Raw genomic sequence first — 18424 nt, forward strand, 5'->3', positions numbered from 1 at the left:
TTCGCTAATGCGGTAATTGTAGAAGGGTTAACTCAATATGACAAAATCTTACAGCCTTGTCGAAGCATAAAACAAGCACAATCAAAGTGTGATCGCAACTCTTATTATCGGGAACTTGAAAGTTTCGACCAGAACGAGTCGGCGAACCCGTTTGCCAGTGAACGCGGCTTCACTATATGTATCTCCAGTGGTATGTCGTTACCGCCTCCAAAGGCTCTTAACAGGCGTCCTTCTTCAATCTCCTGTTCTGCAAGACTTTCCGGCAGCCACGCCACCCCCTTGTCCTCCAGGGCCATCGACATTAGTACCGCTGCAAGATGGCTGGTGAAGTGTGCGGGCAAGATGCCGGTGCGCACTTCTTGTTCATGGACGTGCTGCTCGACGATCCTTCCCAATCCTGACGACCTGGAATAAGCAAGATAAGGAAAAGGTCGATCACCTTGCTGCCTTAATGCTCTTCCGACCAAGGGAACGAGTTTATCTTCACCGATGATACAACTCTCATAATACTTGTCAGGGAAAAGTGAGGCCGCCAAAGGATCGCGATGGCTGAGAAGAAAGTGCACCTTGCCTTCCATCAACAATCGCTCGCAGCCGGCCATGGTATCCGAGTGAAGCTGGATGGCCGCGACAGGGGCGGCGTCGATGCGTCGTATCCAGCGCGGGAAGAAGGTGAACGACAGCGAATGAGTGGCAGCGAACTGCAGCGTCTTCAGGCTATGCCCTGCCGCCTCCTGGGCCCGGGCGCGCAGCGCATAGAGCGCCTGGCTCGCCTGAGCGGCGCTCTCCTGCACCTGGCGGCCCGCTTCGGTGAGCGTGGTGCCCTGGGGTGTGCGCGCAAACAGCGCCACCCCCATCCACTGCTCCAGCGCGCGAATGCGCCGGCTGAAGGCGGGTTGGGTGACATGGCGCGCTTTCGCGGCGCGCACGAAGCTCTTGTGCTCGGCAAGAGCGGCGAAATCCTCGAGCCAGGAAAGCTCCACGGCAATGCCTCTTTAGCATGGGATGGGCCAGTATAAGCATTGGCCGCCGAGGTTCGCCATGCCTATCGTGGTGCGTGTTTCCCCCAACGACATGAAGGAGCGCGCCATGCGCATTGTGGACATTCGCGAGAAGACGGTTTCCATCGCCTCGCCCATTGCCAACGCCTATATCGATTTTTCCAAGATGACCTGCTCGGTGGTCGCCGTGATCACCGACGTGATTCGCGACGGCAAGCCCGTCATCGGCTACGGCTTCAATTCCAATGGCCGCTACGGCCAGGGCGCACTGATGCGCGATCGTTTCATCGACCGCGTGCTCGAGGCGGACCCGGCAAGCCTCGTCGATGAAGCCAACGACAACCTCGACCCGTTCGCCATCTGGAAAGCCTTGATGAGCAACGAGAAGCCCGGCGGACACGGCGAACGCTCCGTGGCGGTAGGCACCATCGACATGGCGGTGTGGGACGCGGTCGCCAAGATCGCCGGCAAGCCGCTCTACCGGCTGCTCGCCGAGCGCTATCGCGATGGTCAGGCCGACGACAAGGTGTGGGTCTACGCCGCCGGGGGCTACTACTACCCGGGCAAGGGCAACGAAAAACTCCAGGACGAAATGCGCAGCTACCTGGATCGCGGCTATGACGTGGTCAAGATGAAGATCGGCGCCACCTCCTTGGACGAGGACCTGCGCCGCATCGAGGCGGTGCTCGAGGTAGTGGGCGACGGCCGTCGCCTGGCGGTGGACGCCAACGGCCGCTTCGATCTCAAGACCGCGATCGCCTATGCCCGGGCACTCAAGCCTTACGATCTCTTCTGGTACGAGGAGGCCGGCGACCCGCTAGACTACGCACTGCAGGCCGAACTCGCCGAGCACTACGACGGCCCCATGGCCACCGGAGAGAACCTGTTCTCCCACCAGGATGCCCGCAACCTGCTGCGCCACGGCGGCATGCGGCCAGACCGGGACTACCTGCAGTTCGACTGCGCCCTCTCCTACGGGCTGGTGGAGTACATGAAGACGCTGGAGGTGATGGAAGAACTTGGCTGGTCGAGCCGGCGCGTGGTGCCCCACGGCGGCCACCAGATGTCGCTGAACATCGCCGCCGGCCTCAAGCTCGGCGGTAACGAATCCTACCCGGACGTGTTCCAGCCCTTCGGTGGCTTTGCCGACGGAATCGCGGTGGAAAACGGTTTCGTGGCGCTGCCAGACATTCCCGGCGTCGGTTTCGAGGCCAAGTCCAAGCTCTACGCCCTGATGCGCGAGCTCGGCGAAGGCTAGTCGACCAGCGCCGCCGCCTCGTCGACCCCCACCGAGACCAGACGTGACACGCCGGGCTCCTGCATGGTCACCCCCATCAGGCGCTCGGCGGCCTCCATGGCGATCTTGTTGTGGGTGATATAGATGAACTGCACGGTCTCCGACATCTCCTTGACGAGCTTGGCGTAGCGGCCGACGTTGGCGTCGTCCAGCGGCGCGTCCACCTCGTCGAGCATGCAGAACGGCGCCGGGTTGAGCTGGAAGATGGCGAACACCAGCGATAGCGCCGTCAGCGCCTTCTCGCCGCCGGAGAGCAGGTGGATGGTGCTGTTCTTCTTGCCCGGCGGGCGGGCCATGATAGCAACGCCGGTCTCGAGCAGATCCTCCCCGGTCAGCGTCAGCCACGCAGCCCCCCCGCCGAACACGCGCGGAAACAGCGCCTGCAGCCCGGCGTTGACCTGATCGAAGGTCTCGCGAAAACGCACCCGGGTCTCCTGGTCGATGCGCTTGATCGCTCGCTCCAGGGTTTCCAGCGCCTCGGTGAGCTCGGCATGCTGGGCCTCGAGATAATCGCGCCGCTCCGCCTGCTGGTCGTACTCCTCGATCGCCGCGAGGTTGATCGCCCCGAGCTTTCTGATCTTCTCGGAGGTACTTTCCAGAAGCGCCTGCCAGCGCGGCTCCTCGGCGTCACTGGCGAGCCCGGCGGCCAGCGCCTCGACGTCATGGCCGAGCTCGGCCAGCGCCTCGTCCTGGGTGGAGGCCTTCAGGCTCAGCGCCTGCACTTCCATGCGCCGGGTCTGGAGCTGCTCGCGGCTCTGCTCCAGGGTGCGCTCGAAGTTCTGCCGGGCGAGCTCGTCGCTGCGCAGCTGTTCGGAGAGCGCCTGGGCCTGCTCGCGGGTGTCGCTGAGCCGGGCCTGGCGCTGCTCGCGCTCGTGCAACAGCTCCTCGAGTTCTTCGGCGGCGAGCTCGTCGGGCTCCATCAGCGCCTCGCGCGCCTCCTCGAGTTCCTCGATGCGCAGCGTAAGGCGCTCCTCGCTCTCGACGGCCCTTGCCTGCTGGGCGCGCAGGCCGTCGCGCTCGGCGGCCAGGCGCTCGCGCTCCAGCGCCAGCGCCTGCTGGCTGGCCTTGAGCGGTGCCTGCTCACGAGTCAGGCGCTCCTGCTCCTCGCGGGCGCGGTCGCGCTGCTCGACGCACTCCTCACGCGCGGTGGCCGCCTCCTCGAGCAAAGCCATCGCCTCGCCCCAGCGCTCGCGCTGCTCCTCGAGGCCGAGCATAAGCGCTGCCTCGTCTTCCTTGAGGGTGGCGAGCTCGTCGTCGATCTCGGCGGCGCGCCCCTGAAGGTGTTCGAGGCGCTGGGCCAGGCGCTGCTCCTGGATGGCGAGCTGCTGGCGCAGGCCTGCGTGCTCGCGCTCTGCCGCGCTGCGCTCGTCGCGCTCGGTCTCGAGGGTCTCGATAGCGAGCGCCAACTGCTCGCAGCGCTCGTCGAGTGCGTCGAGCGCCTCTTCCAGAGCTGCGCACTCGATACTCAGCTCGTCGAAGCGGCGCCGGGTCACCAGCAGCGTATCGACGCCTTCGCCGTTGGCCTTCTGGTGCAGCCAGCCGCGTCCGCACCAGAGCCCCTGGCGGCTGACCACGCTTTCGCCGGGGGCGAGGCTCGCCATGCGCGCCAGGGCGTCGTCGTCGCTCTCCACGGCGTGAATGCGTGACAGCCACTCGCCCAGCGCCCCGGCGCCCTCGACCTGCGCATCGAGTCGGCCACCCTCGACCGGGGCCGCGCCGTCACGGGCGATCAGGCACCAGTCCGTGGCCAGCGCCTCGGGCAGCGCCGTCAGGGTGGCCGCATCGACCAGCCGCGCGTTGAGCCAGGGGGCGAGCAGCCAGGAGATGACCGGCTCCCAGCCCGGCTTGGCCGCCAGGGTCTCGCCCAGACGCGGCGCGTTCTCGAGCCCGCGCGCGGCGAGGGCTTCGTGAATGCCCGGGTCGTGATCCGCCAGCGCCGCGTCGATCAGCGCCTTCAGCGAGGCAAGCTCGCCCTGACGGCGGCTCAGCTCGGCGCGCTTGGTATCGCGCTCGGCCAGCGCCGCCTGATGCGCGGCGCGGGCGGTAGCGAAGCGCTCCTGGCCGGCGGCGCGCTCGATCTCGAAGGCCTCGGCGCGAGCCTCGGCGCTTTCAAGCTCCTCGCGGCAGGCGGCATGCTCGTTGCGCAGCGCGCGGCTGTCGTCGAGTTCGCCGCGCTGCTGCTCGCGGCGAGCGCGCTCGCCCTGCAGACGCTTGATGCGCTGCTCGAGATCATTGATCTGGTCCTGGCGGCGCTCGGCGTCGCGACCGGCATCGCGCCAGCGGGCATCGGTGTCGGCAAAGTGCTGCTCGGCGCTCTCGAGCGCCGGCGCGAGCTGGGCAAGCCGCTCTTCCAGCATCACGAGCTGCTCGTCGAGCGCCTCCATGTCCGGCGCGAGCGTCTCGAAGCGCTCGTCGATCGCGGCCTGGCGCTCGCGGTCGCCTTCGCTGACCCGGCGCTGCTCATCGAGATCGCGCCGGGCGGTAGCGATGTCGGCGGCGAGCTGGCTTTCGCGGCTCTTGCGGTGGGCCTGATCCTGCTCCAGTCGGGCGATGCGGGTGGTGGTCTCGAAGAACTGCTGCTGGTAGCGCTCGAGCACTTCGGCGAGTTCGTCGTGGCGCTCGCGGGCCTGTTCGAGGCGGGTCTCGCAGGCACGCACGCCGAACACGTCCTTCTCGACGCCGATCTCGAGCTCGCGTACCCGGGCCTCCTCGCGGGTCTGCTCGGCCCGCAGCGCACGGCCGCGAATCAGCGCCAATTCGCCTTTGAGCTGGTACTCCTGGGCCTTGAGCGTCTGGTAGCGCTTGGCGGCCTCGGCCTGGCGCTTCAAGCGTTCGAGCTGCTTGTCGAGCTCCTCGCGAATGTCGTCCAGACGCTCCAGATTCTCCTGGGTACGGCGCATGCGGTTCTCGGTCTCGCGGCGGCGCTCCTTGTACTTGGAGATGCCGGCGGCCTCCTCGAGGGTGGCGCGCAGATCGTCCGGGCGCGCCTCGATCAGCCGCGAGATCATCCCCTGGCCGATCAGCGCGTAGGAGCGCGGGCCGAGCCCCGTGCCCATGAACAGGTCGGCGATGTCGCGACGCCGGCACTTCTGGCCGTTGAAGAAGTAGTTGGACTGGCCGTCACGGGTGACCAGACGCTTGACGACGATCTCCGCATACTGGGCGTAGGCCCCGCCCATGGCGCCGTCGCGGTTGTCGAACTTGAGCTCGATGGAGGCCTGGCCGACCGGCTTGCGCCCGGTGGAGCCGTTGAAGATGACGTCCGCCATCGACTCCCCGCGCAGGGTCTTGGCCGAGGATTCGCCCATCACCCAGCGCACCGCGTCGATGATGTTGGACTTGCCGCAGCCGTTGGGCCCGACGATGGCGGTCATGTTGCCATCGAAAGGCACCGTGATGGGGTCGACGAAGGACTTGAACCCGACGAGGCGGATGGAGGTTAAGCGCATGGCGGCTCTTCAGCTCCGGTTTCTGGACAGGGGTCGATACGCGACGAGCCCTGGAAGGACGGTCGTCGCTCGGACATCACTCATCGCGGCCCTCCAGGCGTGCCTGGGCGGTGCGAATTCCCTCGCGCAGCGCCTCGATGGTGGCCTCGTCCTCGAGGCTCGCCAGGGCCCGGCGCCAGCGGTCGATCGCGAGTTCGAAATCGCCCTCATCGAAGGCGTGGATACCGAGCAGGCTCAACACCTTGGGCTGGCGCGGGTCTTTCGCCTGGGCCTCGTCGACCAGTGCCTGGACGGCCGGAGTGAGCCGGCGGCCGGCCTGGAAGAAGCGCAGCTCCGCGAGCTCTGCCAGCAGCGCAGGCGAGCGCCCCTCGATCTCGATCAGCCGCGTCAGGGCAGCGTCGGCTAGGTCGAGCTCGCCGGCCTGGCGATAGAGCGAGAACAGCGCTCCCCAGACGTTGGGATTGCCGGGTTGGCGCTCGGCCTCCTGCTCGATGCGCGCCCGGTACGCTTCGATATCCGGCGCGGGCGTGCCGAGCATGTCCTGGTTGATGGCGTAGAGCGCAAGATCGCCCTCGGCACCGTTTCGCTGGTAGCCGAGCAAGCAGGCCGCAAGGGCCAGCACCATCACCACGGGCACCAGCAGGCGACCGGCGCTCGGCGCCTTGAGCGCGCGCCGGGGAGCGGCGGCGGTGTCCTCGAGCAGGCTGCGCTCGAGTTCCAGGCGATCCTCGGCGAAGCGCGCCGCGTCGATCTCGCCGCGCGCCCGGGCGCGCTCGAGAGACTCAAGCCGGCGCTCGAAGATGGCCACGTTCTGCGCGTCGCTGCTGTCCTGCTGCTCGAAGCGACGCTGGGTATCAAAAAGCGGCCGGGCGCGCCACAGCGGGGCGAGCAGAAACCCGAGCGCGGGCAGCGCGGTCAGGGCGATCGCGATCCAGAGCGGCGTCATGAAGACCTCTTGCGGTTGAGCAGCGCCGCGAGCCGTTCGCGCTCCTGGTCGCTGAGCGCCTGGCTCGAGGCGTGGCGCCGAGCACGCACCAGCAGGATCACCAGGAGGGTAGCCAGCACCACCAGAGCAATGGGCACGCCCCATAGCAGGTAGGTGCGGTTTTCCAGGCGCGGGTTGTAGAGGATGTATTCGCCAAAGCGCGTCACCATGTGATCGACGATCTCGCTGTCGGACTGGCCCTCCTGGAGGAGCTCGAACACGCGCTGGCGCATGTCGGCGGCGATCGGCGCGTTGGAGTCGTCGATCGCCTGGTTCTCGCACAGCGGGCAGCGCATCGAGGCGGTCAGGTCCGCGTAGCGGCGCTCGAGCACCGGGTCGTCGAAGGAGCGCACCTCGATGGCCGCCAAACTCGCCACGTTCACCAGAAGCCCCACCAGCAGGGCCAGAAGTCGCATCAACGCCATTTTTCCACCTCCGGCAGAATGCGCGCCTGCACGTCACTCGGTGCGATGTAGCCCTTGTGGTGATAGCGGATCACGCCGTCGGCATCGACCAGAAACGTTTCCGGGGCGCCGTAGACGCCGAGATCGAAGCCGAGGCTCCCCTCGGGGTCGAAGATGTTCAGCTCGAACGGGTCGCCGTACTCGTCGAGAAACGCCCTTCCCTTTTCGCGGCGGTCGCGGTAGTTCACGCCCACCATTCGGATGCCGTGGTCGGCGAGCTCCAGAAGCTGGGGCATCTCCTGCTTGCAGGCCGGGCACCACTCGCCCCATACGTTGACCAGGGTCACCTCGCCGCGCAGCAGCGTTTCGTCGACACGGCGGTTCGCATCCTCGAGCGTGACGGCCTCGAAGGCGGGAAACGCGCGCGCCATCAGCGCCGAATCGCGGGCGGTGGGGTCGCGCCCCAGGCCCTGGTAGAAGAACAGCGCAATGCCGACGAACCCCAGCGGCAGCAGCAGCAAGAGCCAGCGCTTCATGGCGTCACCCTCCGAGTAGCGGCGCCCCGGCGCGTGGCGACTCGCCGGTAGCGCTTGTCGATCACCGCCAGCACCGCCCCCGCCGCCATCAACAGCGCCCCGAGCCACAGCCAGCGCACGAAGGGCTTGTACTGGATGCGCATGGCGTAGCTGCCGCCGCCCAGGTCCTCCCCCATCGCCACGTAGAGATCGCGGAAAAGCCCCGGGCGCAGCGCCACTTGGGTCATGGGCATGCCTGTGGCGAGGTAGAGGCGTTTTTCCGGGTGCATCATGAAGGTGCGCCCGTCGCCTCCCCGGCGCACCTCGATCAGCGAGGTATCGGCAAGGAAGTTCGGCCCGCGCCGACTCGTCAGTTCACGCATGGTGAACTGGTAGCCGGCCACCTCGACGGTGACATCCGGCGCCATACGCACGTTGCGCTCGACGTTGTAGTTCGACACCACCGTGACGCCGACGAGGGTGACCGCCAGGCCCAGATGCCCCAGCACCATGCCCCAGTAGGCCGGCGAGAGCCTTGCAAGCCCTCGCCCCAGAGAGCCCGCGTGGCGGCACTTGTCGATCACGTCGCGCACCAGCGGCAGCACGATCCACAGCGCCGCGACCAGCCCCAGGCTCACCCACAGATTCCACTGACCGGCGTAGAGCAGCGGCGCCAGCACGCCGATCACCAGGGCCCCGGCTCCGGCGAGCCAGAGCTTCGTCGTAAGCTCCCGGGCGCCCATGCGCTTCCAGCGCGCCGAGGGGCCGAGCCCCATGAAGGCGCACAGCAAGACCGTGAGCGGCACGAACAGCGCGTTGAAGTAGGGCGGGCCCACGCTGATCTTGCCCAGGTTCAGCGAGTCGAGGATCAGCGGGTAGAGCGTACCCAGGAGCACCGTGACGGTCATGATCACCAACAGCAGGTTGTTGACCAGAAGCAAGGAGTCCCGCGAGAGCCAGCCAAAACCCACCCGATGGCTCACCCGGGGCGCGCGCAGGGCGAACAGCAGAAGCGATAGCGTCACCGTCACGCCGAGCAGCACCAGGATGAAGAACCCGCGGGAGGGATCGTTGGCGAAGGCGTGCACCGAGGTGAGCACGCCGGAGCGCACCAGAAAGGTCCCCATCAGCGACAGCGAAAAGGTGGAAATGGCCAGCAGCACCGTCCAGCTCTTGAAGGAGCCTCGCTTTTCGGTCACCGCCAGCGAATGCAAGAGCGCCGTGCCGGTGAGCCAGGGCAGAAGCGAGGCGTTCTCCACCGGGTCCCAGAACCACCAGCCGCCCCAGCCGAGCTCGTAGTACGCCCACCAGCTGCCGAGTGCGATGCCGACGGTCAGAAACGCCCAGGCGACGTTGGCCCAGGGCCGCGCCCAGCGGGTCCAGGCCGCATCCAGCCGCCCGCCCATGAGCGCGGCGATGGCGAAGGCGAACACCACCGAGAAGCCGACGTAGCCCATGTAGAGCATCGGCGGGTGGACCACCAGGCCGAAATCCTGCAGCAGCGGGTTCAGGTCGGCGCCGTCGGCGGGCACGTTGGGCAACAGCCGCTCGAAAGGGTTGGAGGTCAGCAGGATGAACAGCAGAAAGCCCGCGCTGACCATCGCCATGACGCTCTGCACCCGCGCCACCATGTCACGCGGAAGCGAAGTCGAGAACGCCGAGGCGGCGAAGCCCCAGCCGGCGAGCATCAAGCTCCACAACAGCACCGACCCCTCGTGGTTGCCCCACACGGCGCTGGCCTTGTAGTACCAGGGCAGCAGCGAGTTGGAGTTGTTGGCCACGTTGGCGACGCTGAAGTCGTCCAGCAGGTAGCTTGCGCTCAGGCACAGGTAGGCCAGGGCCAGAAACACGAACTGCCCAGCCGCCATGGGCGCGCCATAGGCCATCCACAGCGAGCGCCTCGTCGCGACGCCCGCCAGCGGCACCACGGCCTGGATGATCGCCATCACCAGCGCCATCATCAGCGCGAAATGGCCCACTTCCGGAATGATCTCGATCGCCATACGCGCTAGTTCTCGTCTGGCTGGAAACCCGCCCGGGCCTCCAGCTCCTTGACCACCTGCTCGGCCTTCTGCTGGTAATCCGCCGGCGAGTAGCCCGCCTCTTCCAGCGCCTGGGCCACCTCCGGCGGCATGTAGTTCTCGTCGTGGCGGGCCAGCACCTTGTCGGCACGGATCCGACCATCGCTCTGGAGTTCGCCGACCACCACCACGCCCTGCCCCTCGCGAAACAGGTCCGGCAGTATGCCGCTGTAGGCAACCTCGACCTCCTCCACGTAGTCGGTGACCGTGAAGGCGACGTCCAGGCTCTGCGGGTCGCGGGCGACGGAGCCCGCCTTGACCAGCCCGCCGGCGCGGATCTGGCGCTCCAGCGGCGCCTGCCCTTGGGCAATCTGCACCGGGCTGAAGAACAGGTTGATGTTGGCGCGCAGCGCGAAGAGGGTCAGTCCCACGGCGATGGCCGCGAGTACCACGATCCCGAGAAGCGCGAAGAGCCGCTGCTTGCGTTTAGGCGTCATCGTCCACCATGGGCCTTGAAGAGTGAGCGGGGTCGGTCGTCTGGCGACGCCGGGCATCGCGACGCACACGGCGCGACAGTGTCTTGAGCAGGGCGCGCCGCTCCAGGCGCGCCTGGAGAAGGCTTGCCGCGAACAGCGCCGCGGTCACCCCCCAGGCAGCCCAGACGTAGACGCCGTGGCCGCCCATGGCGAAGAACTCTTGCAAAGACGTGAAGGCCATCAGAGCTCCTTGTCGACCAGCGCGCGCACCCAGCGCTTGTCGCCTTCGCGCTTCACTATCTCGCTGCGCGTGCGCGCAAGTGTCAGCGCCGTGAAGAAGCTGTAGAAGCCGACCAGCATGATCAGAAGCGGCAGCCACATCGAGGCTGGCATGGCCGGGCGCGAGGTCAGGGTGAAGGTGGCGGACTGGTGCAGGGTATACCACCACTCCACGGAGTACTTGATGATCGGAATGTTGATCACCCCGACCAGGGCGAGCAGCGACGCGGCTCGCGCCCCGCTGTCGCGCCGGGCGAAGGCGCCGCGCAGCGCGATCACGCCCAGATAGAGAAACAGCAGGATCAGCATCGAGGTCAGCCGCGCGTCCCACTCCCACCAAGTGCCCCAGGTAGGAATGCCCCACACCGCCCCGGAGAACAGCGCTGCAAAGGTCATCATGGCGCCGAAAGGTGCCATCACCGTCGCCGCCATGTCCGCCACCTTGATCTTCCAGACCATGAAGACGAGCCCGGAAAGCGCCATGGCGACGAAGATCGACTGGGCGAGCAGCGCCGCCGGCACGTGCACGTAGATGATGCGAAAGCTCTCGCCCTGCTGGTAGTCCGCCGGCGCCACCGCCAGCCCCCACAGTGTGCCGACGCCCAGCGCCAGCGCCGCCAGCGCCCAGCACCAGGGCTCGAGCCGGGCGCTGATGGCGTAGAACCACTTGGGGGATCCGAACTTGTGAATGAAGGCCCACATGAAGGCGTCCTCAACCGTTGATACTGATACGAAGCGAGACGGCGATGGCCAGCGGCGCCAGCATCAGCGCCAACGCCAGAAGCGCCCCGAGGATCGCCAGGTACGCCCCGGCGCCGCCCATGGCCGCCGCCTGGACGGCGCCGGTACCGAAGATGAGCACCGGAATGTAGAGCGGCAGGATCAAGAGCGACAACAGCGCCCCGCCCCGGGCAAGCCCCACCGTGAGCGCCGCACCGATGGCGCCGATCAGGCTCAGGCTCGCGCTGCCCAGCGCAAGCGACAGCGCAAGCACCATATAACTTCCCGGCGGCAGCGCCAGCATCGCCCCGAGCAGCGGCGCCATCAGCGAAAGGGGAAGCCCCGTGAGCAGCCAGTGAACGCTCACCTTCGCCATCACCAGCGCCGTCAGCGGCTGGGGCGCGAGCAGCAGTTGCTCGAGGGTACCATCCTCGAAGTCGCCGCGAAAAAGCGTATCCAGCGAAAGCAGCGCCGCCAGCAGCGCCGCCACCCATAGAAGACCCGGCGCGATCAGCGCCAGCCGCTCCGGGTCCGGCGAGATGCCGATGGGAAACAGCGTGATGACCAGTGCATAGAACACCAGCGGATTGAGCACGTCGCCCCGCCGGCGCAGCGCCAGCGTCACATCGCGCTTCAAAGTGGCCGTGAACGCTCCCCAGAGCCCTGCCGGCGGCGGCGCAGGCGCATCGCTCGTGCTCACGCCGCCTCCCCGTGATGGCCCTGCTCGCCCAGCGCCAGCCGGCGTATGCCGGCCATGTCACCCAGCGCGTGGTGGGTGGTGATTACCACGCTTCCGCCACGCTCAGCGTGGGCGAGCAGCCGGCGCTCTAGCCCCGCGACCCCGTGCTTGTCGATGGCGGTGAACGGCTCGTCGAGAATCCACAGCTCGCGATAGCCCAGCGCCAGTCGCGCAAGCGCCACCCGGCGCGCCTGACCGGCGGAGAGCTTCCCGACCGGCACGTCCTCGAACCCGGCCAAACCGATCTCCTCGAGGGCGCGCTCGCAGGCCGCCTCGTCGAAAGCGTCGCCGGCGAGCGCCTGGTACCAGGCAAGGTTCTCGAGCGCGGTCAATCCCGCCTTGACCCCCGCCGAGTGCCCCAGGTAGAGCAGGTTGGCCAGAAAGCGTTCGCGGCAACGGCGCAGCGGCTCGCCCCGGTAATGAAGCTCGCCGGTATAGTCGCCGAGCTGGCCGGACAGGATCTTCAAAAGCGTTGTCTTGCCGCTGCCGTTGGGGCCTTCGACGCAAAGAATCTCGCCGGCGTCGAGGGTGACGTCGAGTCCTTTAAACAGCACGCGGTCATCGCGCTCGCAGGCAAGCTCGCGGGCTTGAAGGCGCAGGCTCAAAGACGTCTCCCGGGGAGTGAGTATCGCGCGCACTGTACACAAAAAGGGGCTTTTTCGCCAGCGCGGGGCGCCGGCGTGTCGGCACGACTCACAAGCGAAAAAGGGGCTTCTTAAAAAAGTTCACATACAGGCACTAGCACTGTATGCAAAGACAGGCTTATACTCCAACCACTGTACGAATAGACATGAACTGACTAGTTAACCTCATTCAACGCCTAGGGAGTGGGCGCCATGCTGGAGAGAACCGATGACGATCGCCCCCCGACTGCCGGATAACGCCAATACGCTGCGCGCCGCGCCGCCCCCTGCCGGCCTGCGTTCACCGGACGGCGAGCGCGAGATCACGCGGCGCAACACCTACGCGGTACGCGTGCGGGGTCATCGCATGCGCCAGTACAATCTCTTCGACGGCGACGTCATCGTGCTTCGCCGCCATCAGCGCGGCCCGCATCGCGAGATCGCCTCGGCAACCATCAACCAGCGCGAGGTCGCGCTCAGAGAGCTCTCCATCAGCCGCCTGGGCGTGCGCCTGTGCCCGGAGGACCAGACGCTGCCGACGGTTTTCCTGCATAATGGCGACATCCAGGTGCTGGGCATGGTGATGGGCGTCGAAGCCCCGAGGCCCGCCCGGCGCCACTGACCGCCACCCAGGGAGCCCCGCGTGCGTTACCGAGCCCCGCACCTGCCGCCGGACGAACACCACCGCGTCGATACCGTCGTCGAGAAGAGCCAGTTCATCGCCTGGCTCTGCCATGCCCCCACCGTCGCCGCCTTCGAGGCTCTTCTGAGACAGGCACGCAGCGATCACCCCGCCGCCAGCCACCACTGCAGCGCCTTCATCGCCGGCCCGCCGAGTGAGCAGACCCACATCGGCTTTTCCGACGACGGCGAGCCCGGTGGCACCGCCGGGCGGCCGATGTACCAGGCGCTGGCGGGCAGCGGGCTCGGCGAGGTGGGGTGCGTGGTGATCCGCTACTTCGGCGGTACCAAGCTTGGCACCGGGGGGCTGGCCCGCGCCTACGCCCTGGCGGTGAACAAGGCCTTGGAGACGCTGCCGACCTGCGAGATCGTCGAGCGCGAGGCGTACCGACTGAAGATCGACTTCGCCCAGGAGGCTTTGGCCCGCGACTACTTCGCGCAGCTTGACGTGCCGATCACTGACGCCGACTACGATGGCCAGGGCGTGGCCCTGACCCTTGCCTGGCCCACGGACGAGGCGGCCGACTTCACCGCACTCGAGAGCCGCCTAAAAGGCGTCCTGGACATTCGTCGGATCGAAAACTGAAACGCCCCGTACGAGGCGAGGCGTTCGAGGCGACGAGACCGCCGCTACCCCAGGTACTTGATCATCACCCCGGCGGCGACCGCCGAGCCGATCACGCCGGCCACGTTCGGCCCCATGGCGTGCATCAGCAGGAAATTGTGCGGGTTCGCCTCGAGGCCCACCTTGTTGGCCACCCGGGCCGCCATCGGCACCGCGGAGACGCCGGCCGCGCCGATCAAGGGGTTGATCGGCATCTTGCTGACCAGGTTCAAGAGCTTGGCCATCAGCACGCCGGCGGCGGTACCGATCCCGAAGGCGACGATGCCCAGCCCCAGAATGCCCAGCGTCTCGACGGCCAGAAAGCTCTCGGCCATGAGCTTCGAGCCCACCGAAAGCCCGAGTACGATGGTGACGATGTTGATCAGCGCGTTCTGGGCGGTGTCCGCCAGCCGCTCGACCACGCCACACTCGCGCATCAGGTTACCGAAACAGAACATGCCCAGAAGCGGCGCCGCGTCGGGCAGAAACAGCGCCACCAGCACCAGCAGCACCAGCGGAAACACGATCTTCTCGAGCTTCGAGACCGGGCGCAGTTGGGTCATGGTGATCTTGCGTTCCTTCTCGGTGGTCAGAAGACGCATGATCGGCGGCTGGATCAGCGGTACCAGCGCCATGTAGGCGTAGGCCGCCACGGCGATCGCCCCCAGAAGCTCCGGCGCCAGCATGCTCGAGACGTAGATCGAGGTCGGCCCGTCCGCCCCGCCTATGATGCCGATCGCCGCCGCCTGGTTGAGTGAGAAGTCCATCACGCCCATCGAGGTGAGCAGCACCGCGCCGAACAGCGTGGCAAAGATGCCGAACTGCGCCGCCGCGCCCAGAAACAGCGTGCGCGGGTTGGCCAAGAGCGGGCCGAAGTCGGTCATTGCGCCCACGCCCATGAAGATGACCAAAGGCGCGATGCCCGAGGCGATGGCCACGCTGTAGAAGCTGTAGAGCACGCCGTTGCTGTAGCCCGCGCCCACCGCCACGTCGCGGGCGGCGCGAAGCGCCTCCGGCGGCGCGCTGTGGGCGAGCGCCTTGAGCGCCTCGCGAGACGCCTCGAGCCCCGCTGCCGGGTCGAGCGTCACGCCGAGCGCTGCGCCGATGCCGTCGAGCACCGCCGGGCGCGCCACGTCGATGGCCTGGTCCAGCGCCGACACGGCAAGCCCCGCCTCGGGAATGTTGGCGAGCAGCCCGCCGAAGCCGATCGGCACCAGCAGAAGCGGCTCGAACCTCTTGTAGATGGCGAGATACAAGAGCAGCAGCGCCACCGCCATCATGACCGCCTGGCCGAGGGTGAGGTTGTAGAGCCCCGACCCTTCCCAGAGGGTGATCAGCTTTTCCATAGTCCCGCCCTCACAGCTCGACCAGCGAATCGCCCACGGCGACGCTGTCACCCTCGCTCACGTTGACCCGGGAGACCGTGCCGGCACTCTGGGCGCGCACCTCGGTCTCCATCTTCATCGCCTCGAGAATCACCACGACGTCGCCCTCGGCCACCGGGTCTCCCACCTTCACGTTCACCTTGAAGATGTTGCCGGCAAGCGGGGCTGCCACGCTTTCACCGCTCGAGGCGGGCTCGGCGGCGGGTGTCGGCGCAGGGGCGGCGCCCGGGGTCTCGCTCACCTGAGAGATGTCACCGCCCTCGGCCACCTCGACCACGTAGGCCTTGCCGTTGAGCCTGACGGTGTAGGTTTCCGGCCCCCGGGACGCAGCGGCCCTGGCAGGTGCTACGGGCTTTTCGCTGACGGCGGCGTCACGCGTGGCGGCCTGGGGTGCGGGCTCGAAGGCGTCCGGGTTGTCACGATTTTTCAGGAACTTGAGGCCGATCTGCGGGAAGAGTGCGTAGGTCAGCACGTCGTCGAGGCGCTGCTCGCCATCCATCAGACGAATGGTCTCGGCACTCGCCTTTTCGCCGAGCTCGTGCTGCAGGCGCTCCATTTCCGGCGCGAGGGTATCCGCCGGGCGCGCGGTGATCGGCTCGGCCCCGTCGAGCACGCGCGCCTGCAGATCACGATCGAACGGCGCCGGCGCGGCGCCGTACTCGCCCTTGAGCAGCGCCTGCACCTCCTTGGAGATCGACTTGTAGCGCTCGCCCATCATCACGTTCATCACCGCCTGGGTTCCGACCATCTGGGAGGTCGGCGTGACCAGCGGAATGAAGCCGAGATCCTCGCGCACCCGCGGGATTTCGGCCAGCACCTCGTCGAGGCGGTCACCGGCGCCCTGCTCCTTGAGCTGGCCCTCCATGTTGGTGAGCATGCCGCCGGGCACCTGGGCGACCAGGATGCGCGAGTCGATGCCCCTGAGCGAGCCCTCGAAGGCGGCGTACTTCTTGCGCACCTCGCGGAAATAGCCAGCGATATCCTCGAGCGCCTCGAGATCGAGTCCGGTATCGCGATCGGTGCCCTTGAGCATCGCCACCACCGACTCGGTCGGGCTGTGGCCGTAGGTCATCGACATCGACGAGATCGCGGTGTCGACGTTGTCCACACCCGCCTCGACCGCTTTCAGGATGGTCGAGGTCGAAAGCCCGGTGGTCGCGTGGCAGTGCAGATGCACCGGAATGCCAAGCGCCTTCTTGAGGCGGCTGACGAGCTCGAAGGCGGTATAGGGGGTCAGAAGCCCCGCCATGTCCTTGATCGCCAGCGAATCGGCGCCCATGGCGGCGATGGTCTCGGCGAGCTCGACCCAGGTGTCCAGCGTATGCACCGGGCTCACGGTATAGGAAATGGTGCCCTGGGCATGACCGCCCACTCGCCGCACCGCCGTGATCGCACGCTCGAGGTTGCGCGGGTCGTTCATGGCGTCGAACACGCGGAACACATCCACGCCGTTGACCTTGGCGCGCTCGACGAAGGCGTCGACCACGTCGTCGGCGTAGTGGCGATAGCCCAACAGGTTCTGGCCGCGCAGCAGCATGGCCTGGCGTGTGTTAGGCATCGCCTCCTTGAGCGCGCGAATGCGCTCCCACGGGTCTTCACCCAGGTAGCGAATGCAGGCATCGAAGGTGGCGCCGCCCCAAGTCTCCAGCGACCAGAAGCCGATGCGATCGAGCTTCTCGGCGATGGGCAGCATGTCGTCCAGGCGCAGCCGCGTCGCGAACAGGGATTGATGGGCGTCACGCAGCACGACATCGGTGATTCCCAGCGGGCGTGGTGTCTCGTTCATGTTTCATGCCTCAATCAGCAATATTGTTTTGTAGTAAACTTTACAAAATAAAGCCTGATCTTTTGTAAAGTTTGCTATACCTTGCGAGTTTCAGGACCGACATGCGCCGCGGTAGCGGTGCACCGCCGCCGAAATGACGGCCAGCGTCTCATCGTCCGGGCTCGTGAGCGTCGAGGTCGCCGGGCGCGACGCGGCGTTTGACGAGGTACCTGCAGGCGGTTGAAAACGATTGACCAGGGTCGACATCAGCATCATGCTGAGCACGAGAATAGTAAGAAAAACAAACACGAACCCCATCCCTAACCCCATCAGGACGAGACCTTCCCGAAGCAGATCATGTTGCTGCATGACATTTCCCCTGCTAGGTCGATTCGATCGGCACGCCAAACGCCTCGAAAGGCGCTTGGCGCAGTGAGGACAATCCTCTAACCTGCCACATCAAGCATATATTGCAATGCCGCAAAAGTGGAAGTCATGGTTGTTAATTTACTACAAAAGGGGGAGATCGGCCTGGCGCCGATGGAAGGAGTGATCGACGCCCTCACCCGCGATCTACTCACCCGTCAGCGCGGCTTCGACTGGGCGGTGACGGAGTTCGTGCGGGTGGTGGATGCTCGCTTGCCGCCCAGGGTGTTCTACAAACACTGTCCGGAGCTTGCCCTTGAGCGCGTCGCCACGCCCAGCGGCGTGCCCGTTCACCTGCAGCTTCTCGGCTCGGCCCCCGAGGCGCTGGGCGAGAATGCACGTCAGGCGGCGGCGCTGGGCGCGATCAGCGTGGACCTGAACTTCGGCTGCCCCGCCAAACTGGTCAATCGCCACGATGGCGGCGCGTCGCTACTGCGTCGCCCGGAGCGGGTCTACCAGGCCGTTCGCGCGGTTTTCGAGGCCTTAGAGGGCCGCATTCCCGTCACCGCCAAGATCCGCCTGGGCTTCTCGGATCGACGCCTGGCCGTCGCCTGCGCCCAGGCCGCCGAAGCCGGCGGCGCGGCGCGGCTGGTGGTACATGGACGCACTCGCGATGAAGGCTATCGCCCGCCGGCGCACTGGGAGTGGATCGGCCGGATTCGCGCCAACGTCTCGCTGCCGGTGGTCGCCAACGGCGATATCTGGACGCTGGAGGATTACTGGAAAGCGCGCACGCTCTCGGGCTGTCAGGACGTGATGCTTGGACGCAGCGCCCTGGCCGACCCGTGGCTCGCTCCGCGCATTCGCCACTGGCTCGATACCGGCGAGCGCCTGCCCGAAACCACCTGGCAGATGCGCGCCGAGGTCATCGTGGATTACGCGACGCGTCAGCGCGAGGCGCTGCCCGAGCGCATCGTGGCATCGCTGGTCAAGCAGTGGCTGGCCCAGATGCGCCCCTCTAGCGACGAGGCCGAGGAGCACTTCCAGCGCGTCAAACGCATCACCGACCTGGACGCGCTACTCGACGCTCTGGTGGCGACGCCCTAGCCTCGCC

18 protein-coding genes are annotated in these 18424 nt (G+C 66.8%); 4 read left to right on the plus strand and 14 right to left on the minus strand.

What is annotated here, in order from left to right; translation table 11 throughout:
* Positions 1 to 104: 104 nt before the first annotated feature.
* Positions 105 to 983 carry a LysR family transcriptional regulator gene (locus GEV37_RS07315; RefSeq protein WP_227389572.1) on the minus strand — a complete coding sequence of 293 codons (879 nt, stop codon included), beginning with the start codon at positions 981 to 983 and terminating at the stop codon, positions 105 to 107.
* Between the two features lie 106 nt (positions 984 to 1089).
* Between GEV37_RS07315 and GEV37_RS07320 the strand changes: the two genes are divergently transcribed.
* On the plus strand, positions 1090 to 2259 hold the full coding sequence (locus tag GEV37_RS07320) for a mandelate racemase/muconate lactonizing enzyme family protein (protein ID WP_227389573.1): 1170 nt from the start codon (positions 1090 to 1092) through the stop codon (positions 2257 to 2259).
* Here the strand turns inward: GEV37_RS07320 and smc are convergent.
* From smc to ccmA, 10 genes are all read right to left on the minus strand, one after another.
* Entirely contained in the window at positions 2256 to 5747 is a 3492-nt protein-coding gene (gene smc, locus GEV37_RS07325; RefSeq protein WP_227389574.1) for a chromosome segregation protein SMC, read from the minus strand. The genes GEV37_RS07320 and smc overlap by 4 nt on opposite strands.
* A 76-nt stretch (positions 5748 to 5823) precedes the next feature.
* Entirely contained in the window at positions 5824 to 6693 is an 870-nt protein-coding gene (ccmI, locus tag GEV37_RS07330; protein WP_227389575.1) for a c-type cytochrome biogenesis protein CcmI, read from the minus strand.
* Positions 6690 to 7157, minus strand: a complete 468-nt coding sequence (locus tag GEV37_RS07335; protein WP_227389576.1) for a cytochrome c-type biogenesis protein — start codon at positions 7155 to 7157, stop codon at positions 6690 to 6692. Before GEV37_RS07335 ends, ccmI begins: the two co-directional genes overlap by 4 nt.
* The gene (locus GEV37_RS07340; RefSeq protein WP_227389577.1) at positions 7148 to 7672 is read right to left on the minus strand and encodes a DsbE family thiol:disulfide interchange protein; all 525 of its coding nucleotides are present in this window, start codon (positions 7670 to 7672) and stop codon (positions 7148 to 7150) included. The genes GEV37_RS07335 and GEV37_RS07340 overlap by 10 nt, the downstream gene beginning before the upstream one ends.
* Positions 7669 to 9654, minus strand: a complete 1986-nt coding sequence (locus GEV37_RS07345; protein WP_227389578.1) for a heme lyase CcmF/NrfE family subunit — start codon at positions 9652 to 9654, stop codon at positions 7669 to 7671. Before GEV37_RS07345 ends, GEV37_RS07340 begins: the two co-directional genes overlap by 4 nt.
* A 5-nt stretch (positions 9655 to 9659) precedes the next feature.
* Positions 9660 to 10169, minus strand: a complete 510-nt coding sequence (ccmE, locus tag GEV37_RS07350) for a cytochrome c maturation protein CcmE (protein ID WP_227389579.1) — start codon at positions 10167 to 10169, stop codon at positions 9660 to 9662.
* Positions 10159 to 10389 carry a heme exporter protein CcmD gene (ccmD, locus tag GEV37_RS07355; protein ID WP_227389580.1) on the minus strand — a complete coding sequence of 77 codons (231 nt, stop codon included), beginning with the start codon at positions 10387 to 10389 and terminating at the stop codon, positions 10159 to 10161. Before ccmD ends, ccmE begins: the two co-directional genes overlap by 11 nt.
* Complete coding sequence (locus GEV37_RS07360) at positions 10389 to 11129, minus strand: heme ABC transporter permease (protein WP_227389581.1); 741 nt, start codon at positions 11127 to 11129, stop codon at positions 10389 to 10391. Before GEV37_RS07360 ends, ccmD begins: the two co-directional genes overlap by 1 nt.
* Positions 11130 to 11139: 10 nt before the next feature.
* Positions 11140 to 11847 carry a heme exporter protein CcmB gene (gene ccmB, locus GEV37_RS07365; protein ID WP_227389582.1) on the minus strand — a complete coding sequence of 236 codons (708 nt, stop codon included), beginning with the start codon at positions 11845 to 11847 and terminating at the stop codon, positions 11140 to 11142.
* Positions 11844 to 12491, minus strand: a complete 648-nt coding sequence (ccmA, locus tag GEV37_RS07370) for a cytochrome c biogenesis heme-transporting ATPase CcmA (RefSeq protein WP_227389583.1) — start codon at positions 12489 to 12491, stop codon at positions 11844 to 11846. Before ccmA ends, ccmB begins: the two co-directional genes overlap by 4 nt.
* Before the next feature lie 247 nt (positions 12492 to 12738).
* Here ccmA and GEV37_RS07375 point away from each other — a divergent pair, with 247 nt between their 5' ends.
* Positions 12739 to 13131 (plus strand): LexA family protein, encoded by a 393-nt coding sequence (locus tag GEV37_RS07375; RefSeq protein ID WP_227389584.1) that lies wholly within the window; start codon positions 12739 to 12741, stop codon positions 13129 to 13131.
* Between the two features lie 21 nt (positions 13132 to 13152).
* Positions 13153 to 13776, plus strand: a complete 624-nt coding sequence (locus GEV37_RS07380) for an IMPACT family protein (protein ID WP_227389585.1) — start codon at positions 13153 to 13155, stop codon at positions 13774 to 13776.
* 44 nt (positions 13777 to 13820) lie between these two features.
* On the opposite strand, the gene GEV37_RS07385 is transcribed toward GEV37_RS07380, so the two are convergent.
* The 3 genes from GEV37_RS07385 to GEV37_RS07395 all read right to left on the minus strand — a co-directional run bounded on the left by GEV37_RS07385 (position 13821) and on the right by GEV37_RS07395 (position 17313).
* Positions 13821 to 15140: a sodium ion-translocating decarboxylase subunit beta gene (locus tag GEV37_RS07385; protein WP_227389586.1), complete on the minus strand. Its 1320-nt coding sequence runs from the start codon at positions 15138 to 15140 to the stop codon at positions 13821 to 13823.
* Between the two features lie 10 nt (positions 15141 to 15150).
* Complete coding sequence (gene oadA, locus GEV37_RS07390) at positions 15151 to 16965, minus strand: sodium-extruding oxaloacetate decarboxylase subunit alpha (RefSeq protein ID WP_227389587.1); 1815 nt, start codon at positions 16963 to 16965, stop codon at positions 15151 to 15153.
* Positions 16966 to 17055: 90 nt separating this feature from the next.
* Positions 17056 to 17313, minus strand: a complete 258-nt coding sequence (locus GEV37_RS07395) for an OadG family protein (protein ID WP_227389588.1) — start codon at positions 17311 to 17313, stop codon at positions 17056 to 17058.
* Positions 17314 to 17439: 126 nt separating this feature from the next.
* Here GEV37_RS07395 and GEV37_RS07400 point away from each other — a divergent pair, with 126 nt between their 5' ends.
* Complete coding sequence (locus GEV37_RS07400) at positions 17440 to 18417, plus strand: tRNA dihydrouridine synthase (protein ID WP_227389589.1); 978 nt, start codon at positions 17440 to 17442, stop codon at positions 18415 to 18417.
* Positions 18418 to 18424 lie beyond the last annotated feature (7 nt).

The sequence above is a fragment of the Vreelandella malpeensis genome, assembly GCF_020622355.1.
Classification (GTDB): domain Bacteria; phylum Pseudomonadota; class Gammaproteobacteria; order Pseudomonadales; family Halomonadaceae; genus Vreelandella; species Vreelandella malpeensis.

What these genes read in the sequence shown, in the direction of transcription:
- GEV37_RS07320 (WP_227389573.1), top strand. Translation starts at nt 1,090, where the DNA reads ATGCGCATTGTGGACATTCGCGAGAAGACGGTTTCCATCGCCTCGCCC.
- smc (WP_227389574.1), bottom strand. Translation starts at nt 5,747, where the DNA reads ATGCGCTTAACCTCCATCCGCCTCGTCGGGTTCAAGTCCTTCGTCGAC.
- ccmI (WP_227389575.1), bottom strand. Translation starts at nt 6,693, where the DNA reads ATGACGCCGCTCTGGATCGCGATCGCCCTGACCGCGCTGCCCGCGCTC.
- GEV37_RS07335 (WP_227389576.1), bottom strand. Translation starts at nt 7,157, where the DNA reads ATGGCGTTGATGCGACTTCTGGCCCTGCTGGTGGGGCTTCTGGTGAAC.
- GEV37_RS07340 (WP_227389577.1), bottom strand. Translation starts at nt 7,672, where the DNA reads ATGAAGCGCTGGCTCTTGCTGCTGCTGCCGCTGGGGTTCGTCGGCATT.
- GEV37_RS07345 (WP_227389578.1), bottom strand. Translation starts at nt 9,654, where the DNA reads ATGGCGATCGAGATCATTCCGGAAGTGGGCCATTTCGCGCTGATGATG.
- ccmE (WP_227389579.1), bottom strand. Translation starts at nt 10,169, where the DNA reads ATGACGCCTAAACGCAAGCAGCGGCTCTTCGCGCTTCTCGGGATCGTG.
- ccmD (WP_227389580.1), bottom strand. Translation starts at nt 10,389, where the DNA reads ATGGCCTTCACGTCTTTGCAAGAGTTCTTCGCCATGGGCGGCCACGGC.
- GEV37_RS07360 (WP_227389581.1), bottom strand. Translation starts at nt 11,129, where the DNA reads ATGTGGGCCTTCATTCACAAGTTCGGATCCCCCAAGTGGTTCTACGCC.
- GEV37_RS07375 (WP_227389584.1), top strand. Translation starts at nt 12,739, where the DNA reads ATGACGATCGCCCCCCGACTGCCGGATAACGCCAATACGCTGCGCGCC.
- GEV37_RS07385 (WP_227389586.1), bottom strand. Translation starts at nt 15,140, where the DNA reads ATGGAAAAGCTGATCACCCTCTGGGAAGGGTCGGGGCTCTACAACCTC.
- oadA (WP_227389587.1), bottom strand. Translation starts at nt 16,965, where the DNA reads ATGAACGAGACACCACGCCCGCTGGGAATCACCGATGTCGTGCTGCGT.
- GEV37_RS07395 (WP_227389588.1), bottom strand. Translation starts at nt 17,313, where the DNA reads ATGCAGCAACATGATCTGCTTCGGGAAGGTCTCGTCCTGATGGGGTTA.
- GEV37_RS07400 (WP_227389589.1), top strand. Translation starts at nt 17,440, where the DNA reads ATGGTTGTTAATTTACTACAAAAGGGGGAGATCGGCCTGGCGCCGATG.